Origin of the sequence: Nonomuraea sp. NPDC052634, from assembly GCF_040678535.1 — a bacterium.
GTDB classification, from domain to species: Bacteria; Actinomycetota; Actinomycetes; order Streptosporangiales; family Streptosporangiaceae; genus Nonomuraea; species Nonomuraea fastidiosa.
In genome coordinates this window covers 162,266-178,337 of record NZ_JBFATY010000011.1, presented here as the reverse complement: position 1 = coordinate 178,337, position 16,072 = coordinate 162,266, and the positions used below count along the sequence as shown (strand labels likewise).

The following is a 16,072-nucleotide window of genomic DNA, read 5'->3' as shown; positions in this document are numbered from 1 at the left end:
CGTACAGTTAGTAGCCGAGCACGGTGCGTGTCGATCCGCCGAATTACCCAAGGAGCGCGATATGGCACCAGAGGGGGACGATCCGAGCAGAGAGGCGTGGCGGGAGTACGCCAGGCGGCAGCGCAGCTTCCGGCTGGGCAGGGGCCTGAGCCAGGAGCGCCTGGCGAGCCTGCTGCCGTACAGCGAGAGCGCCGTGGGCCACGTCGAGCGCCTCGTGCGCAAGCCCACCGGCGACTACACGCGCGCGGTCGAGCGGGCGCTCGGCCTGGACGGCCAGCTCATGGAGCTGGTGCCGGTGATCCAGGGGCAGACCATGGCCCCGAAGTGGTTCAGGGAGTGGCCGAGGGTCGAGACGTCGGCGCACACGATCCGTACGTGGGAGCCGATGCTGATCCCCGGCCTGCTCCAGACGGAGGGCTACGCGACGCGGGTGTTCCTGGGCGAGCCGGGGGCCACCGACGAGGAGACGCGGCAGGCGGTGCGCTTCCGGATGCACCGGCAGTCCGTCTTCTCCCGCGCCCGCCCGCCGCTGTACTCCGCGCTCATCGACGAGAGCGTCCTGCGGCGCCCCGTCGGCGGGAAGGAGGTGATGCGGGCGCAGCTGGCCAAGATCCTCGACGTCCTGCGTCCTCCGTACGTCACGGTGCGCATCGTGCCGCTGGCCGCGGGCCTGACGACGGGCTGTCTCGGCGCGTTCGAGGTGGCGACGCTCATGGACGGCGGCGCGGACCACGCCTATTTGGAAAGCGCGGAGGAAGGGCGGGTCACTTGTCGCGCCGAGACCGTGCAAGCCCTTATCGTGCGGTGGGAGATTCTTTCCAGCATCGCGTACCCGGTCGATCAGAGCCGGGAGACGATCCGTGAGGTGATGGCGAGCTATGGCTGATGCGGGCGGGCTGACCGTTGGCGTGTGGACCAAGGCCAAGGCGTCGGGAGGAAACGGTGGCAGCTGCGTCGAGGTGATGCGGCGTGCCGACGACAGCGTTCTCGTGCGTGACACGAAGGACCGCGGGAAGGGGCCGGTGCTGACCTTCACCCGGGACGAGTGGCGCGCCTTCCTGGACGGTGCGTCCAAGGGGGAGTTCGACCTCTCCTGACGGGCCCGGCAGGCGGACGATCCTTTTTCCTGCCGCCGATGGTTCGGCAGGATGAGGAGATATGAGGTTGTTCGCGGCGGTGGTGCCGCCCGATGCGGTGCTGGACGAGATCGCCGACGCCATCGCCCCCTACGTCGGGCAGGTGCCCGGCCTGCGCTGGCCTGACCGTGCGCTGTGGCACATCACGCTCGGCTTCTTCGGCGAGGTGCCCGAGGCGGTGCTGCCGGAGCTGGAGGTGCGCCTGGCCCGGGCCGTACGCCGCCACTCCGCGCTCGACCTGGCCTTCGAAGGATTCGGAGCCTTCTCGTCCGCACGCCGGGCACGCGTGTTCTGGGCGGGCGTCACCGGCGACTCGATGGTCAGGCTGGCCGACTCCGTCAGGGCGGGCGCGCGGCGGGCCGGGGCCGCGCAGACGGACGAGAAACGGTTCCATCCGCATCTCACGCTGGCCCGCGCCAAGACGGAGACCGATCTGCGGCCGCTGGTCGAGGCGCTGTCGGGGTTCAGCGGGTCGCGGTGGCGGGCCGAGCGGGTACGGCTCGTCCGCAGCCACACCGGTCCCGCGATGAGGTACGAGTCACTCGCCGAATGGGCGCTGGCACCCGCCGAGCGGGGCTAGGCTCCAGGGCGTGGACCGTCCTCGCCCCTGGTTGCTGCCCGTCGTTCTGGGCCTGCTGCTGCTGATCGTGATCGTCGGAGCCGTGCTGGCCTGACCGCCCGGCTCGCCGGCGTGCGTGCCTGATGATGGGCCGCGTCGCCGACCGCCCAGGGCGGGCGGCCGGCGAACGGTCACACCTCAAGACGCGGCCGGCTTACCAGGCGTAGTCCTCCGGGGCGGTGCGGTGGCCCGGGAAGATCTCGTCCAGGCGGGCCAGCGCGGCCTCGTCCAGCTCGATCTCCAGGGCGCGCAGGCTGCCCTCAAGCTGCTCCATCGTGCGCGGGCCGATGATCGGCGCGGCGACCGCGCGCTGCTTGAGCAGCCAGGCCAGCGCCACGTTGGCCGGGTGCTCGCCCAGCTCGTCGCAGAACTTCTCGTACTGCTCGATCTTGTCGCGGTGCTTCTCGAGCTGCTTGACCATGTTGTCGGCGGCCGAGCGGCCCTTGTCGATCTTGCGCAGCACGCCGCCGAGCAGGCCGCCGGCCAGCGGGCTCCACGGGATCACGCCGAGGCCGTAGTCCTCGGCCGCGGGCAGCACCTCCAGCTCCGGCGCGCGGGTCAGCAGGTTGTAGTGGGTCTGCTCGCTGATCAGGCCCATGAAGTTGCGGCGGGCCGCCGTCTCCTGCGCCTTGGCGAGGTGCCAGCCGGCGAAGTTCGACGAACCCACGTAAATGATCTTGCCCTGCTGCCGCAGGACCTCCATGGCCTCCCAGAACTCCTCGAACGGGGTCAGCCTGTCGACGTGGTGTGCCTGGTAGATGTCGATGTAGTCGGTCTGCATCCGCTTCAGCGAGGCGTCGCACGCCCGGCGGATGTTGAGCGCCGACAGCCGGCGCTCGTTGGGCCAGTCGCCCATGTCGCCGTAGACCTTGGTCGCGATGACCGTACGCTCCCTGCGGCCCCCGCCCTTGGCGAACCACTTGCCCAGGATGGTCTCGGTGATGCCCTCGCCCTTGACACCGCCGTAGACGTTGGCCGTGTCGAAGAAGTTGATCCCCAGCTCGTGGGCCCGGTCCATGATGGCGAAGGAGTCCTCCTCCGTCGTCCGCGGGCCGAAGTTCATGGTGCCGAGGCAGAGCGGGCTCACCAGGAGTCCGCTGCGTCCGAGGTTGACGTAATCCATGGCTCACAACCCTAAAGACCTGGAGTGCACTCCAGGCCATACCATTTCTCGGGTGATTTCCGGCGCGACGGCATCCGGCGGCCGTCCCCCTTCCTTAGCGATCACCCTCCTGCGTTCGGCCGTGCCGATCTGTCTGGCGATGATCGCCGGAATGATCGGCTCGCTGCTGGTCACCTCGGTGCTCGGGCAGCACGACACGGTGACGCTGGCCGCGTACGCGGTGGTCACGGCCGTGCTCAACCCGGCCTCCTCGGCCGTGACGGGGGCGCTGCGCGGGCTCGGGCCGTTCGTCGCGCCCTTCCGCGACGACCCCGCGTCCGCCGTTCCGGTGATCCGCGACGCGCGCTGGCTCAGCCTGTCGGTCGGCACGATGGGCGCGCTCGCCGTCTTATGCGTGCCGCTGCTCGCCACGGCCACCGGGGTGCCCGGCCAGGTGGTGGCCGAGATGGGGCTGCTGCCCTGGTTCCTTGCGGGGTACGTGCTGCTCTTCGCCTCCACCGGCGGCGCGGGCACCATCCTGGTCGCGCTCGGCCGCAGCCGTAACATGCTCTGGCCCACCCTCGGCTTCGGCCTGGTGCAGGGCGGGCTCACCGCGCTGCTCGTGCCGTCGATGGGGCTGACCGGGGCGGGCATCGCCTGGCTGACGGGCGGCGTGGTGTCGGCGCTGGTGGGGGCGCTCAACGTACGGCTGGCCGTGGGCCGCCCGATCGGACAGAGCCGGCCGCGGCCGCGCGAGATCGCCAAGCTGGCGCGGGTCAGCATCCCGCTGGCCGCCACCGTGCTCATCAAGTTCGCGGTGCTGGGCGCGGTGACGTTCGCGGCCGGCACCACGAGCCCCCGCGACACCGCCGCCCACGCCGTGCTGACCACGCTGACCAGCCTGATCATGATGATGTCGCTGGCCATCGCGCAGGCCGCGGTGCCGGAGATCGCCCGCGCCACCGACACCGCCGGCGCGCGGCGGGCCGGGCGGGTCGCCGCGCTGCTCGCCGTGTCGGGGACGCTCGTGATGGCGGCGCTGCTGCTTATGGCGGGCGGGCCGCTGACGGCGCTGTTCACCGACGATCCGGCCGTGCGCGACCGGGTGCTCGGGCTGCTGCCGCTCATGCTGCTCTCGGCGGCGCTCGACGCCGCCCAGGCGGTGCGCGGCTTCGGTCTCACGGCGCTCAAGCGGTCGTCGTCCAGCCTGGGCTCCTTCGCGGTGGCGTACGGGCTGCTGCTCCTCTCCGTCGTGCCCGTGGCGCGGACCTGGGGCATCACCGGGCTGTGGACGGCCATGACGGCGGCCAACGCGCTGCTGGTGGTGCTGCAGGGGCTGGGCTTCCACCGGCACAGCGCCAGGGTCGGCGCGGCCGTGACCGTCTGAGCGCGGCGTTGGGCCGGGATGCCCGGCTTGTGGTGCATGATGGCGAGCGTGGGGGACTTCGTGATCAGGATGCTCGCCGTCGTCGCGGCCGTGTGCCTGCTGCCCGCCGCGCCCGCGCTCGCGGCGCCTGGCGATGACGGCATGGAGAAGCTGTTCACCTTCCGGGACGAACGCATCACGGAGTCCAGCGGCCTGGCCGTGTCGCCGACCCACGACGGCGTCTACTACACCCACAACGACAGCTCAGCCGCCCCCGTCTTCTACGCGGTGGACGGCAAGGGGCGCACGCTCGCCACTTTCCATCTCCGTGGCGCCGAGGCCCGCGACTGGGAGGCCATGGCCGCGAGCAAGGACCCGGCGACCGGTCGCGGCGTGCTCTGGTTCGCCGACATCGGCGACAACCTCGACGGCGCGTGGCCCGACGTCTCCGTCTACAAGGTGGCCGAGCCGCGCACTCTCGCCGACGCCACGCTGCCCGCCGTCCGTTACCGCCTCCGCTACGCCGACGGGGCGCGCAACGCCGAGGGCATCATGGTGCACCCGAAGACCGGGCGGCTGTACGTCGTGTCCAAGGAGTTCGCCGGGTCGGTCTACGCCGCGCCGAAGAAGCTGCGCAGCGACCGGGTCAACGTGCTGCGCCGGGTCGCCTCCGCGCCCATCATGGCCACGGACGCCGCGTACGCGCCCGACGGGTCGTCGTACGTCGTGCGCACCTACTTCTCCGCCACCCTCTACAAGCCCAATGGCGAGGTGCTGGCCAGGGTGACGATGCCGGATCTGAAGCAGGCCGAGTCGATCGCGTACACGGCCGACGGCAAGGCGCTGCTCACCGGCAGCGAGGGGCCGCGCAGTCCGGTCTATCGGGTGCCGCTCCCGAGCTCCGCCGAGCCCTCGCCCACACCGACGCCGACCCCGTCGGAGACGTCATCGAAGGACGGGGGCGGTGACGGTGAGAGCCCACAGGCGGCGCCCGCGGACTCGTCGGGCGGGCTGACCGGCAGGGACGTGCTCATCTGGCTGGCCGCCGCGGCCATCGCGATCAGCGTGATCACGTTCCTGGCCCGCCGCACCCGCTGAACCGCCGCCGGGTCTGTGGGCTTTCACCGGTGCCCGCGAGCTTTTGCCAGTGCACGCGGCTTTTGCTGGCACTCGCGGCTTTGCCGGTGCTCGCGAGCGCGCCCGCGTCGGCGCTCGTCAGCGCCCGTCAGGGCCGATCAGAGGCAGGGCAGGCTGGTCAGGCCGGGTCGGGGTTGGACAGGCTGGCCAGTCGGGCCGCTCAGGACCGGTCAGGGCTGGTCGGGCCGGTTGGGTCCGGTCAGGGCTGGTCGGGCCGGTTGGGTCCGGTCCGGTCGCGGCCGGTCGGTGCCGGTCGGGGACGGTGAGCGCGGCCTTCGGGGCGCATGGTGGCGGTGAACATGTCGCCTCTCAGCGCGCGCTCGACCACCTCGATCGAGCGCGACAGCCGCACCAGCCGCGGCCCCTCCTCGCGGTAGGTGTCGAGCACGGCCTCGATGGCGTGCGGCGGCAGGTGGCCCTTCAGGTCGACGGCGGCGGCGCGGTAGCCGGCGCGGGCGGCCTCGACGGCGGACTTCACGTGGTGGCGGGCCATCGCGGCCAGCGCCACGGGGTGCCGTCTGAGCACCTCGTACGCCCGATAGTCCGGCGGCACCGCATCGAGCAGCCAGGCCACGGCTGAGGTCTCCCAGTCGGGCACGCTGGGCGGGCGGACCTCGGCGGGCCACTCTGGCGGGACGTACATACCGCCAATCGTACTGAAGTTCGATTAAGGGTGGGAGGGCGCCCCGGCGCGGTCCCGGACCAGCCGGATATGGCGGCGACGGGCGGTAAGTCGGACAATCGGCGTGTGACGGAGAAGATCGGAGTCGTGGGCGCGGGCATCGTCGGGCTGGCGGTGGCGCGCGAGCTGGCCGGCACCAGAGGCGCCGAGGTGACCGTGCTGGAGAAGGAGGACCGCGTCGGGGCCCACCAGACCGGCCACAACAGCGGCGTCGTGCACGCGGGCATCTACTACCCGCCGGGCTCGCTCAAGGCGCGGCTCTGCAGGGAGGGCGTGGCGCTGCTCAAGGAGTACTGCTCCGGGCACGGGCTGCCGTACGAGGAGGTCGGCAAGCTCGTGGTGGCGAGCACCCGTGCCGAGCGGCCGCTGCTCGCGGCGCTGGCCCAGCGGGCGCGCGCCAACGGCGTGCCGGACGTCGCCGAGCTGGACGGGCTCGGGCTGCGCGAGATCGAGCCGCACGCGGTCGGCGTCGGCGCGATCCACTCGCCGCGCACCGCGATCTGCGACTTCCCCGCCGTCGCGCGCCGGCTCGCCCAGGACGTGGCCGAGCTGGGCGGCTCGGTACGCCTGTCCGCCCCCGTCAGGGCCATCAGGGAACGCGCAGGCAAGGTGGAGGTGGTGGCCGGGCGGCAGCGGCTGGCCTTCGACCGCCTGGTGGTCTGCGCCGGCCTGGGCACCGACGCGGTGGCCGAGATGGCGGGCGCGCCGGGCGAGGTGCGGATCGTGCCGTTCAGGGGCGAGTACTACGCGCTCAAGGGCGCCGCAGCCGGCCTCGTGCGCGGCCTGATCTACCCGGTGCCCGACCCGCGGTATCCGTTCCTGGGCGTGCATCTGACGCGGCGGATCGACGGGGGCGTGCTGGTGGGGCCGAACGCGGTGCTGGCGCTCGCCTACGAAGGCTACAAGTGGCGAAATCTCGGCAATTTTCGGCAAATCTTGGGGTGGCCGGGGACGCTGCGCATGGCCAGGGCCCACTGGCGTACCGGCATCAAGGAGATCTACGGCTCGCTCGTCAAGGGCGCGTTCTTCGAAGCCGCCCGCCGCTACGTACCCGAGCTGACCGCCGATGACCTGGAGAGAGCTCCGGGCGGCGTCCGCGCCCAGGCCGTCGCCAGAAACGGCCGCCTGGTGGACGACTTCGTCGTGGACGTGCACGGCAAGGTCGTCCTGGTCCGCAACGCGCCCTCACCCGCGGCCACGTCGAGCCTGGCGATCGCCCGGCACATTGCCGGAATTGTCCCAGCACTCGTCCGATGAGGGCATCCTTGGATGTGATGGAATCACGCCTGCTGATAGTCGAGGACGACCCGAACATCCTCGAACTCCTCGCCGCGAGCCTGAGGTTCGCGGGTTTCGACGTGACCACGGCTAAGAGCGGACTCGACGCCGTCGCCGCCGTCCAACGCCACCGCCCCGACCTCGTGGTGCTCGACGTCATGCTGCCCGACCTGGACGGTTTCGAGATCGTCAAGCGGATGCGCGGCGGCGGGATGCACACGCCGGTGGTGTTCCTGACCGCGCGCGACGAGACCGAGGACAAGATCCGCGGTCTCACGATCGGCGGCGACGACTACGTGACCAAGCCGTTCAGCCTGGAGGAGGTGGTCGCCAGGATCCACGCCGTGCTGCGCCGTACGAGCGGTGACGCGCAGGCGGCCCCGCCCAGGCTGACGTTCGCCGACATCGAGCTGGACGAGGAGAGCCACGAGGTGTGGCGCGGCGGCACCGCCGTCGCGCTGTCGCCCACCGAGTTCAAGCTCCTGCGCTACTTCATGACGAACGCGGGTCGCGTCCTGTCCAAGCCGCAGATCCTCGACCACGTGTGGGACTACGACTTCCGCGGCGAGGTGGGGATCGTCGAGTCGTACGTGTCCGTGCTGCGCCGCAAGATCGACAACCGGAGCCCCAGGCTCATCCACACCCTGCGCGGCGTCGGATACGTCATGCGCCTGCCGCCGGGCAGCTGATGCGCGGTCTGCCGCTGCGGATCAAGCTCATCGCGTCGATGCTGGCGCTGCTCGGCCTCGGCATGTTCTTCATCGGCCTGGTGAGCGTCTCCGTCCTGCACGGCTACCTGATCGACCGGGTGGACAGCCAGCTCCACCTGCTCAGCGCGCGCATGGAGAAGAAGGTCAGGAGCGACTGGCGCAAGGACAGGGAGACGCCCGAGCGGCCGATCCTCATCGAGTCCGACGCGATCGCGCTGGTCAAGGAGCGGGGCGGCGAGTTCGTCCCCATGCTGAACGACCGCGACGTGGACGCCAAGCCGAAGCCCGTGCTCGCGGCCAGGCCGGGCCACGAGCCCTACACCGCGCCCGCCGTGAGCGGCGACGGCGAGTGGCGGGTGCTGGAGACCGAGGGGCCGTGGCGCACGCTCGTCGTCGCGGTCGACCTGGAAGAGGTGGACGCCATCACCCGCAGGCTCGTGCTCATCGAGCTGTGCGGCGGTGGCGGGATCCTGCTCATCCTGGCGGTCGCCGGCGTCACGATCGTGCGGCGCAGCATGCGTCCGCTGGCCGAGATCGAGCGTACGGCCGAGGCCATCGCGGGCGGCGAGCTGGGCCGCAGGGTGCCCGACGGCGACCCCCGCACCGAGGTGGGCGGCCTGGCCAGGTCGCTCAACGGCATGCTGGCCCAGATCGAGGCCGCGTTCGCCGCCAGGTCGGCCTCCGAGGCCGCGGCCCGCCGCTCGGAGGACCGCATGCGGCAGTTCGTCGGCGACGCCTCCCACGAGCTGCGCACCCCGCTCACCTCGATCCGCGGTTTCGCCGAGTACGCCAGGCAGAACCCGCAGGCCGACTCCGCCGAGCTGATGCAGCGCGTGGAGAAGGCGGCGGCCAGGATGAGCCTGCTGGTGGACGACCTGCTGCTGCTCGCCAGGGTGGACCAGCAGCGTCCGCTGCGCATGCAGCCGGTGGACATGCTGGCGCTGGCGGCGGACGCCGTACAGGATGCCCGGATCCTCGCCCCCGACCGGGAGATCAAGCTGGACGTGGTCGGCGGTGCGGCGCTCATCGTCTCCGGCGACGAGGTGCGGCTGCGCCAGGTCATCAGCAACCTCGTCACCAACGCCATCGTGCACACCGAGCCGGGCTCCCCGATCGTGGTGCGGGCCGGCGGCACCGCCGACAAGGTGTTCGTCGAGGTCGTCGACAGTGGCCCAGGACTCACGCCCGAGCAGGTCGAGCACGTCTTCGAGCGCTTCTACCGGGCCGACTCCGCCCGCTCGCGCCGCCGCTCCGCCGAGGACCGCGGCAGCGGCCTGGGCCTGGCCATCGTGCAGGCCCTCGTCGAGGCCCACGACGGCACCGTCACCGTGCAGAGCTCGCCCGAGGCCGGCTCCACCTTCCGCGTCGAACTCCCACTCGCCTTGGAGTGAGCGTTCAGCTAACCCTCAGAATGCTGCGTCACTCTAAGTAGGTGACGAATGCCGAGGCGTTGATCATGGTCGTGGACGACGAGCCCAGCATCAGGGACCTGCTCGCCGCCAGCCTGCGCTTCTCCGGGTTCGAGGTGCTGACCGCCGCCGACGGCGAGGAGGCCGTCGAGGTCGCCGTACGCGCCTCGCCCGACCTTGTGGTGCTCGACGTCATGCTGCCCGACCTCGACGGGTTCGAGGTGGCCAAGCGCATCGACGCGCCCGTGCTGTTCCTCACCGCCCGCGACGCCACCGAGGACAAGATCGCCGGGCTGCGCGTCGGCGACGACTACGTGACCAAGCCGTTCAGCCTGGAAGAGGTGCAGGCCAGGATCCGCGCGGTGCTGCGCCGCACCCGGGGCGACGCCGCGCCGGTCAGCAAGCTCAAGGTGGCCGACCTGGAGCTGGACGAGGAGACGCGCGAGGTGTGGCGGGCAGGGCGGCAGGTACGCCTGTCGCCGACCGAGTTCAAGCTGCTGCACTACTTCATGATCAACGCGGGTCGGGTGCTGTCGAAGGCGCAGATCCTCGACCACGTGTGGAACTACGACTTCGGCGGCGACGCGGGCGTGGTCGAGTCGTACGTGTCGTACCTGCGGCGCAAGGTGGACGACGTCGAGCCGCGGCTCATTCACACGCTGCGCAGCGTGGGTTACGTGTTGAGGGAGCCACCTGCGGGTTAGCGTGCAGGTATGGACCTGCTCGGCGCGCTCGAGTCGTTGCGTCGGCCGCTGGACCGGGAGCTGTTCCCGCTGGCCGTCGGCGACGCCGCGGCCGACCGGCGTGCGCTGCGCGCGCTGACCGGGCAGCTCGACGACTACCTGCTGCCCCGGCTGCGCGCGCTCGACGCGCCGCTGCTCGCCGTCGTCGGCGGCTCCACCGGCGCCGGCAAGTCCACGCTGGTCAACTCGCTCGTCGGCGCCAACGTCGCCGAGCCTGGCGTGCTGCGGCCCACCACGCTCGTGCCCACGCTCGTCGTCAACCCCGCCGACCGGGCCTGGTTCATGGGCAAGAACGTGCTGCCCGGCCTGTCGCGCGCCACCGGCGAAGGGCCCGGCGACCTGAGCCTTGTCACCTCGTCCGCGCTCGGAGCCGGGCTCGCGCTGCTCGACGCGCCCGACATCGACTCCGTGGTCACCGCCAACCGCGAGCTGGCGGCCCAGCTCCTGGCCGCCGCCGACCTGTGGCTGTTCGTCACCACCGCCGCCCGCTACGCCGACGAGGTGCCGTGGGGCTTCCTGCGCTCGGCCCGCGAACGCAGCACCGCGCTCGCCGTCGTACTCGACCGGGTGCCGCCCGAAGCCGTCGAGCCCGTCTCCCGCGACCTGGGCCGGCTGCTGCGCGAGAACGGTCTTGAGGGCACCCGGCTGTTCACCGTGCCCGAGGCGGCGCTGCCCGATGAGAAGGCCCGGCTGCCCGCCGAGTCCGTACGGCCCATCGCCGACTGGCTGGCCGGGCTGGCCGCCGACGCCGCCCAGCGGTCCATGGTCGTGCGGCAGACGCTCACCGGGGCGCTCGACAGCCTGGCCACCCGCGTGCCGGCGCTCGCCGCCGCCGTCGAACGCCAGCAGGACGCCTTCGACGGGCTGCGCGACATCGTGGAGGCCGCGTACGCGGGCGGCATGGCCGACTTCGACGAGGGCATGCGCGACGGCTCGCTGCTGCGCGGCGAGGTGCTGGCCCGCTGGCAGGACTTCATCGGCACCGGCGATCTCATGCGTTCCCTGGAGAGCCGCGTCGGGTGGCTGCGTGACCGCGTCGTCGGGTTCTTCACCGGGCGGATGCCCGAGGTGCAGCTCCGCGACGCACTGGAGAGCGGGGTCGAATCGCTCATCAGAGGCGCCGCCGACGGGGCCGCCGAGCGGGCGCTCGAAGGCTGGTCGGCCGCGCCAGGCGGTCCTGGGCTGCTCGACCGCCTCGGCGCCGTCGAGTCCGCTCGTCTCGGCCGGGCATCCCCTGATCTCGGACGGCGGGCCGAGGCGGCGGTGCGGGGGTGGCAGGCGTACGTGCTGGACCTCGTCCGCGAGGAGGGCGCCGAACGGCGCACCGCCGCCCGGGCGGCCTCCTTCGGCGTGAACGGCGCCGGGCTGCTGCTCATGCTGGCCGTCTTCGCCTCCACCGGAGGGCTCACCGGAATCGAGGTCGGCATCGCGGGCGGCACCAGCGTGCTGTCGCAGAAGCTCCTTGAGGCCGTCTTCGGTGATCAGGCCGTACGTACGCTCACCGCCCTGGCCCGCGAGGACCTGCGGGAGCGCGTGCGGGAGCTGCTCGCCGAGGAGGCGGACCGGTTCCTCGACCTCCTGGCGACCGTCGAACCGCCCGGGGACACCGCCGACGCCCTCCGCTTGGCCGCCCGCCGCATCCAGGAACACCGCACCGAACTCCCCGGCACCGCCCCGACGGCCGAGCTTCCGGTCCCTGGCGCGGTCGAAGACCGCCCTCTCCCGCCCGGCCCTGGCTCTGGAGAAGGCGCGTCGCCGGACGCGGACCCGCGCCAAGGTGGCGAGGGCCCGGCTCAGGGCGGCGAGGGTCTGCGGGGCGGTGGCGAGGAGCCGACTGGGGGCGGCGGAGGCCGACGGCCGGGCGGTGAAGGGCCGGGTGGTGAAGGGCTGGGCGGTGAAGGGCCGGGTGGTGAAGGGCTGGGCGGCGGTCCCGAAAGACCGGAGCCTGGGGCAGGGGGGCCGGAACCCGGGGCCGGGGAGCGCGGGCCGGGCGGGCGTCCTGAGCGGGGGGAGGGCGCGTGAAGCTGCTGCGCCGCAAGGAGGGGCCGTCGCTCGACTCCCGGCTCGCCGCCCTGATCGAGGCCGCCGACCTGGGCGCGGGACGGCTCCCCGACGAGGCCGTGGCGGCGGCCCGCGAGGTGGCCGGACGCGCGGGGGCACGGCGCGAGCTGTCACTCGACCACACCGTGGTCGCCCTGGCCGGCGCCACGGGCAGCGGCAAGTCCTCGCTGTACAACGCGCTGGCCGGGAAGAAGCTCGCGGACGTCGGCGTCACCAGGCCCACGACCTCGGCCGCCCAGGCCGCCCTGTGGGACGGCGACGGCGCGGGCCCGCTCCTCGACTGGCTGGAGGTGCCGTACCGCCACTCGGCGAGCGAGGCGACCGGGGCGGGCGACCTGGCCGGTCTCGTCCTGCTCGACCTGCCCGACCACGACTCCATCCGCCTGTCGCACCGCCTGGAGGTGGACCGCCTGGTGAGCCAGGTGGACCTGCTGGTGTGGGTGGTGGACCCGCAGAAGTACGCCGACGCCGCGCTGCACGAACGCTACCTGCGTCCGCTGGCCGGGCACCGCGATGTGACGGTGATGGTGCTCAACCAGGTGGACAGGTTGCCTCCGGCCGCCGTCGAGCGCTGTCTCGACGATCTGCGCCGCCTTCTGGAGGGCGACGGGCTGACCGGCGTCCCTGTTCTCGCCGTCTCGGCCACGACCGGGCAGGGCCTCGACGCCCTGCGTACGCTGCTCGCCCAGCGCGTCGCGGACCGCCGCTCGTGGTCGGCCCGCCTGTCGGCCGACCTCACGACCGCCGCCGACCACCTCGCCGCCGGCGAGCCGCCTCCGATCGGCAGCGTCCACCTTGCTCCCGGCGAGCCGCCTCCGATCGGCAGCGTCCACCTTGCTCCCGGCGAGCCGTCCGCGACACCCGGTGGCCGGCATGCCCCCGGTCAGCCGCCCGCGATCGCCGCTGGTGGCGGTCCTGGTAAGGACGAGGTGGCCAAGCGGCTGGACGGGGCCGGGCGGGGGCTGACCGGGGCGTTGTGCGCGGCGGCCGGTGTGCCGGTGATCGTGGAGGCCGTGGCGAAGGGGCACCGGCACCGCGCGGTGGTGGCCACCGGGTGGCCGGTGACGAGGTGGCTGCGGAGGTTCAGGCCGGATCCGCTGCGGAGGCTGCGCATCGAGCCGCCACGGGGCAGGCGGGATGGGGACGGCAGGGAGGTCGTCGGGCGTACGTCGGTGCCCGCCGCGTCGGTCGCGCAGCGCGCCCAGGTCGAGACCGCGATCAGGGACGTCGCCGAGGTGGCGGCCGGCGGGCTGCCGGGCCCCTGGGCGGCCGCCGTACGGCAGGCGGCCAGGTCGCGCGCCACCGAGCTGACGGACGCCGTCGACCGGGTCGTGGCCACGACCTCGGCGGGTGCGACCAGGCGGCCACGGTGGTGGCGGGCGGTGAACCTCCTCCAGTGGCTGGTCTTCGCCGCCCTGCTGGCGGGCGCGATCTGGCTGGGCGTGCTGTTCGCGATGGACTATCTGCGTCTGCCGCAGCCGCCGCTCCCGACCGCCGGGCCGGTGCCGTGGCCGACGGTGCTGCTGGTGGGCGGCGCGGTAGCGGGCGTGGTCATCGCGCTGCTGTCACGCCTTGCGGCCTGGGCAGGCGGGCGGCGCAGGGCCCGCCGTACGGCGAAGGCGCTGCGTACGGCCATCGGCCAGGTCGGCCACGAGCTGGTGATCGAGCCCGCCCAGGCGGAACTCGCCACCTACGCCCGCTTCACCGAGGCGCTCGAAGTGGCGCGCGGCTGAGGCACTCAGAGGGGGCGGCGGCGGATGAGGGTGGCGGCGAGGGCGGCGCCGCCCAAGGCGAATGCGGCGGCGGCGAGGAAGGGTGCCGAGGGGCCGACATGCTCGCCCACCGTACCGGCGGCGGCGGATCCCAGCGCGCCGCCGATGCCGAGCGTCGTGGACACCCAGCCGAACGCCTCCGCCTGCGCGGCGGGCGCGTACTCGTCCACCAGCAGCGACGACGTCGTGAGAGACGGGTTGAGCATGAGCCCGCCCGCGAAGAGCATGATCCAGAACACGGCCAGCGCCCCCACCAGGATCAGCGGCGCGAGTACGAGCCCCAGCGCCAGCAGCAGCCCGGCCAGCCGTACGGGGACGGGCAGCCGCCAGACGCGGGCTCCGTAGGCGGCGGCGCCCGCGATGCCGCCCAGCGATAGGGCGGCCACGAGCACTCCGGTGGCGGCGGGTATGTCGCGGGCGGCGGCCAGCGCGGGCACGCCCACCTGCAGCGCCCCGACGACGGCGCCGAGCAGCGTGGTGACGGCCAGCAGCATGAGCATCCGCCGGTCGGCGAACACCCGCCCCCGCTGCCGTATGGCCGTGGTCCTCCCCGTGCGCAGCGCGCGGGCGAAGGCCAGTGTCCCGGCCCCGGCCGCCGCCGCGACCACGCCCAGCGCCATCGACGACGAGGTGACCGCGATCAGCAGCCCGAACGCCAGCGGCCCCATCATCATGGCCAGCTCCTGCACCAGGTAGACGAGGCTGTAGGCGGCGGTGCGCCCCTCGGCGGCCATCCTGGCGCCCCACGCGATGCGCATGCTGACCGAGATCGGCGGCAGCCCCATGCCCGCCGTCCAGGCGAGCACCGGCAGCGGCCACCACGGCAGGCCGTCGCGGGCGCAGGCGAGCAGCGCCAGCAGCGCCGCCACGTGCAGGAGCGCCGTGCCGGCCAGCACCGGCCCGGCGTCGTGCCGGTCCATCAGCCGCCCCTGCACCGGACGTCCCATGCCCGCGCCCACCGAGAACGCCGCCGCCGTCGCCCCCGCGAAGGCCAGCGACCCGGTGGCGTGCTGCGTCACGAGCACGATGCCGACGGGCGCCACCTGCTGGGTGAGCTGGGCGAGGAACCCGAGCACGGCCTGCGCCGCGACGCCGGGCAGGCCGAGCAGCCTCCGGTAGGGGAGACCGCCCGGCCCGTCGCGCGTCATGCGCCGCAGGCTACCTGGCGAAGATCACACGATCGGGCAGCCGTACGCCCGCAGCGACTTCTCATTCAGGAAGGTGATCTTCTCCTGGGGCATCGGGTCCTTCGAGACCGACAGGAAAGCCACGCCGGGTTCGGTGAGCGCGCCGCCGTCGACGTGCCAGTCGCCGGGCACCGATTCGAGCCTGGCGGTGCCGTCGTCCCTGCCGACGAGGGTGGAGTCGAAGTATTCGTTGACCCGCACCCCGCGCTCCTTCAGCATGGCCAGCACGTCGCTGACCCTCTTGTTGAGGTAGCGCACACAGTGCATCGGCTCGCCCTTGGCGTTGAACTCGGTGATGCTCTCATACTTCTCGCCGGGCTGTGCCTGGCGGAACACGTCGATCGTGGCGGTGCCGGAGAAGTCCTTGGGGATCTTGACGCCGACGGCGCAGCCGCTCTGGTTGTGGCAAGGGCCCGGCGGGAGGATGCTCTTGATCTCCTTGATGTACGTGTAGTCGGGCCGTACGGGGCGGATCAGGCGTTCGTAGGCGGCGGTCGCGGGCCGGACGCGGAGCGTGATGTCGAGGCCGACCCTGCGCAGCTCCTGCTCGTACACCTTAGGGTTGGCGTACAGGTCCTTGATCTCGATGACGTAGTAGCCGCCCTCCTGCTTGATGCTGAGCGCGGAGGCGGGCTGGGCGGGGAAGACCCAGGCGGTGGCGGCCACGGCGCCGGCGGCGAGCAGCGCGCCGGCGGGGAGCGCCACGCGCAGGCCCAGGCGCTTGCGGGACTTCGCGGGGGCGGGGGCGGGCGAGGCGGCGATGATCTGGTGCATCAGGTCGCGGGCGCCCTCGCTGACGGAGGTGACGGCGGGGGCGGCGAACCGGGAGACGACGTCGTCGATGTCCTGCTTGGTCATGGTCAGTGTCCC

The 16,072-nt window shown here is 72.7% G+C and carries 15 protein-coding genes; 11 read left to right on the top strand and 4 right to left on the bottom strand.

What is annotated here, in order from left to right:
* The first annotated feature begins 61 nt into the window (after positions 1 to 61).
* The 3 genes from AB0K67_RS33890 to thpR all read left to right on the top strand — a co-directional run bounded on the left by AB0K67_RS33890 (position 62) and on the right by thpR (position 1,716).
* A complete protein-coding gene (locus AB0K67_RS33890; protein ID WP_364068269.1) occupies positions 62 to 886 on the top strand; it encodes a helix-turn-helix transcriptional regulator in 825 nt (274 codons plus the stop codon).
* Entirely contained in the window at positions 879 to 1,097 is a 219-nt protein-coding gene (locus AB0K67_RS33885; RefSeq protein WP_364068267.1) for a DUF397 domain-containing protein, read from the top strand. Before AB0K67_RS33890 ends, AB0K67_RS33885 begins: the two co-directional genes overlap by 8 nt.
* A gap of 61 nt (positions 1,098 to 1,158) precedes the next feature.
* Entirely contained in the window at positions 1,159 to 1,716 is a 558-nt protein-coding gene (gene thpR / locus AB0K67_RS33880; RefSeq protein WP_364068265.1) for an RNA 2',3'-cyclic phosphodiesterase, read from the top strand.
* A gap of 193 nt (positions 1,717 to 1,909) precedes the next feature.
* Here the strand turns inward: thpR and AB0K67_RS33875 are convergent, their stop codons facing one another.
* Entirely contained in the window at positions 1,910 to 2,878 is a 969-nt protein-coding gene (locus AB0K67_RS33875; RefSeq protein WP_364068263.1) for an aldo/keto reductase, read from the bottom strand.
* Between the two features lie 121 nt (positions 2,879 to 2,999).
* On the opposite strand from AB0K67_RS33875, the gene AB0K67_RS33870 reads away from it, so the two are divergent.
* Entirely contained in the window at positions 3,000 to 4,244 is a 1,245-nt protein-coding gene (locus AB0K67_RS33870) for an MATE family efflux transporter (protein WP_364068262.1), read from the top strand.
* Between the two features lie 48 nt (positions 4,245 to 4,292).
* Positions 4,293 to 5,321 (top strand): hypothetical protein, encoded by a 1,029-nt coding sequence (locus tag AB0K67_RS33865; RefSeq protein WP_364068260.1) that lies wholly within the window; start codon positions 4,293 to 4,295, stop codon positions 5,319 to 5,321.
* 238 nt (positions 5,322 to 5,559) lie between these two features.
* Here the strand turns inward: AB0K67_RS33865 and AB0K67_RS33860 are convergent, their stop codons facing one another.
* On the bottom strand, positions 5,560 to 6,003 hold the full coding sequence (locus AB0K67_RS33860; protein WP_364068258.1) for a hypothetical protein: 444 nt from the start codon (positions 6,001 to 6,003) through the stop codon (positions 5,560 to 5,562).
* A 69-nt stretch (positions 6,004 to 6,072) separates the two neighbouring features.
* Here AB0K67_RS33860 and lhgO point away from each other — a divergent pair, with 69 nt between their 5' ends.
* The 6 genes from lhgO (at position 6,073) to AB0K67_RS33830 (ending at position 13,976) form a co-directional block, all read left to right on the top strand.
* Positions 6,073 to 7,299 carry an L-2-hydroxyglutarate oxidase gene (gene lhgO, locus AB0K67_RS33855; protein WP_364068256.1) on the top strand — a complete coding sequence of 409 codons (1,227 nt, stop codon included), beginning with the start codon at positions 6,073 to 6,075 and terminating at the stop codon, positions 7,297 to 7,299.
* A 17-nt stretch (positions 7,300 to 7,316) separates the two neighbouring features.
* Positions 7,317 to 8,009: a response regulator transcription factor gene (locus tag AB0K67_RS33850; RefSeq protein ID WP_364068254.1), complete on the top strand. Its 693-nt coding sequence runs from the start codon at positions 7,317 to 7,319 to the stop codon at positions 8,007 to 8,009.
* A complete protein-coding gene (locus tag AB0K67_RS33845; protein ID WP_364068252.1) occupies positions 8,009 to 9,421 on the top strand; it encodes a HAMP domain-containing sensor histidine kinase in 1,413 nt (470 codons plus the stop codon). The genes AB0K67_RS33850 and AB0K67_RS33845 overlap by 1 nt, the downstream gene beginning before the upstream one ends.
* A 65-nt stretch (positions 9,422 to 9,486) precedes the next feature.
* The gene (locus AB0K67_RS33840; RefSeq protein ID WP_364068388.1) at positions 9,487 to 10,143 is read left to right on the top strand and encodes a response regulator transcription factor; all 657 of its coding nucleotides are present in this window, start codon (positions 9,487 to 9,489) and stop codon (positions 10,141 to 10,143) included.
* Between the two features lie 9 nt (positions 10,144 to 10,152).
* Positions 10,153 to 12,204 carry a GTPase domain-containing protein gene (locus tag AB0K67_RS33835; protein ID WP_364068250.1) on the top strand — a complete coding sequence of 684 codons (2,052 nt, stop codon included), beginning with the start codon at positions 10,153 to 10,155 and terminating at the stop codon, positions 12,202 to 12,204.
* A complete protein-coding gene (locus AB0K67_RS33830; protein ID WP_364068248.1) occupies positions 12,201 to 13,976 on the top strand; it encodes a YfjP family GTPase in 1,776 nt (591 codons plus the stop codon). The genes AB0K67_RS33835 and AB0K67_RS33830 overlap by 4 nt, the downstream gene beginning before the upstream one ends.
* A gap of 5 nt (positions 13,977 to 13,981) precedes the next feature.
* Here the strand turns inward: AB0K67_RS33830 and AB0K67_RS33825 are convergent, their stop codons facing one another.
* On the bottom strand, positions 13,982 to 15,163 hold the full coding sequence (locus AB0K67_RS33825) for an MFS transporter (protein ID WP_364068246.1): 1,182 nt from the start codon (positions 15,161 to 15,163) through the stop codon (positions 13,982 to 13,984).
* 24 nt (positions 15,164 to 15,187) lie between these two features.
* The gene (locus AB0K67_RS33820) at positions 15,188 to 16,060 is read right to left on the bottom strand and encodes a hypothetical protein (protein WP_364068244.1); all 873 of its coding nucleotides are present in this window, start codon (positions 16,058 to 16,060) and stop codon (positions 15,188 to 15,190) included.
* Between the last annotated feature and the right edge of the window lie 12 nt (positions 16,061 to 16,072).

Bases quoted from the DNA above. Each gene is read 5' to 3' on its own strand.
- AB0K67_RS33835 (WP_364068250.1), top strand. From the start codon at position 10,153: ATGGACCTGCTCGGCGCGCTCGAGTCGTTGCGTCGGCCGCTGGACCGG.
- AB0K67_RS33845 (WP_364068252.1), top strand. From the start codon at position 8,009: ATGCGCGGTCTGCCGCTGCGGATCAAGCTCATCGCGTCGATGCTGGCG.
- AB0K67_RS33850 (WP_364068254.1), top strand. From the start codon at position 7,317: ATGGAATCACGCCTGCTGATAGTCGAGGACGACCCGAACATCCTCGAA.
- AB0K67_RS33885 (WP_364068267.1), top strand. From the start codon at position 879: ATGGCTGATGCGGGCGGGCTGACCGTTGGCGTGTGGACCAAGGCCAAG.
- AB0K67_RS33890 (WP_364068269.1), top strand. From the start codon at position 62: ATGGCACCAGAGGGGGACGATCCGAGCAGAGAGGCGTGGCGGGAGTAC.
- AB0K67_RS33875 (WP_364068263.1), bottom strand. From the start codon at position 2,878: ATGGATTACGTCAACCTCGGACGCAGCGGACTCCTGGTGAGCCCGCTC.
- lhgO (WP_364068256.1), top strand. From the start codon at position 6,073: ATGGCGGCGACGGGCGGTAAGTCGGACAATCGGCGTGTGACGGAGAAG.
- AB0K67_RS33825 (WP_364068246.1), bottom strand. From the start codon at position 15,163: ATGACGCGCGACGGGCCGGGCGGTCTCCCCTACCGGAGGCTGCTCGGC.
- thpR (WP_364068265.1), top strand. From the start codon at position 1,159: ATGAGGTTGTTCGCGGCGGTGGTGCCGCCCGATGCGGTGCTGGACGAG.
- AB0K67_RS33840 (WP_364068388.1), top strand. From the start codon at position 9,487: ATGGTCGTGGACGACGAGCCCAGCATCAGGGACCTGCTCGCCGCCAGC.
- AB0K67_RS33860 (WP_364068258.1), bottom strand. From the start codon at position 6,003: ATGTACGTCCCGCCAGAGTGGCCCGCCGAGGTCCGCCCGCCCAGCGTG.
- AB0K67_RS33820 (WP_364068244.1), bottom strand. From the start codon at position 16,060: ATGACCAAGCAGGACATCGACGACGTCGTCTCCCGGTTCGCCGCCCCC.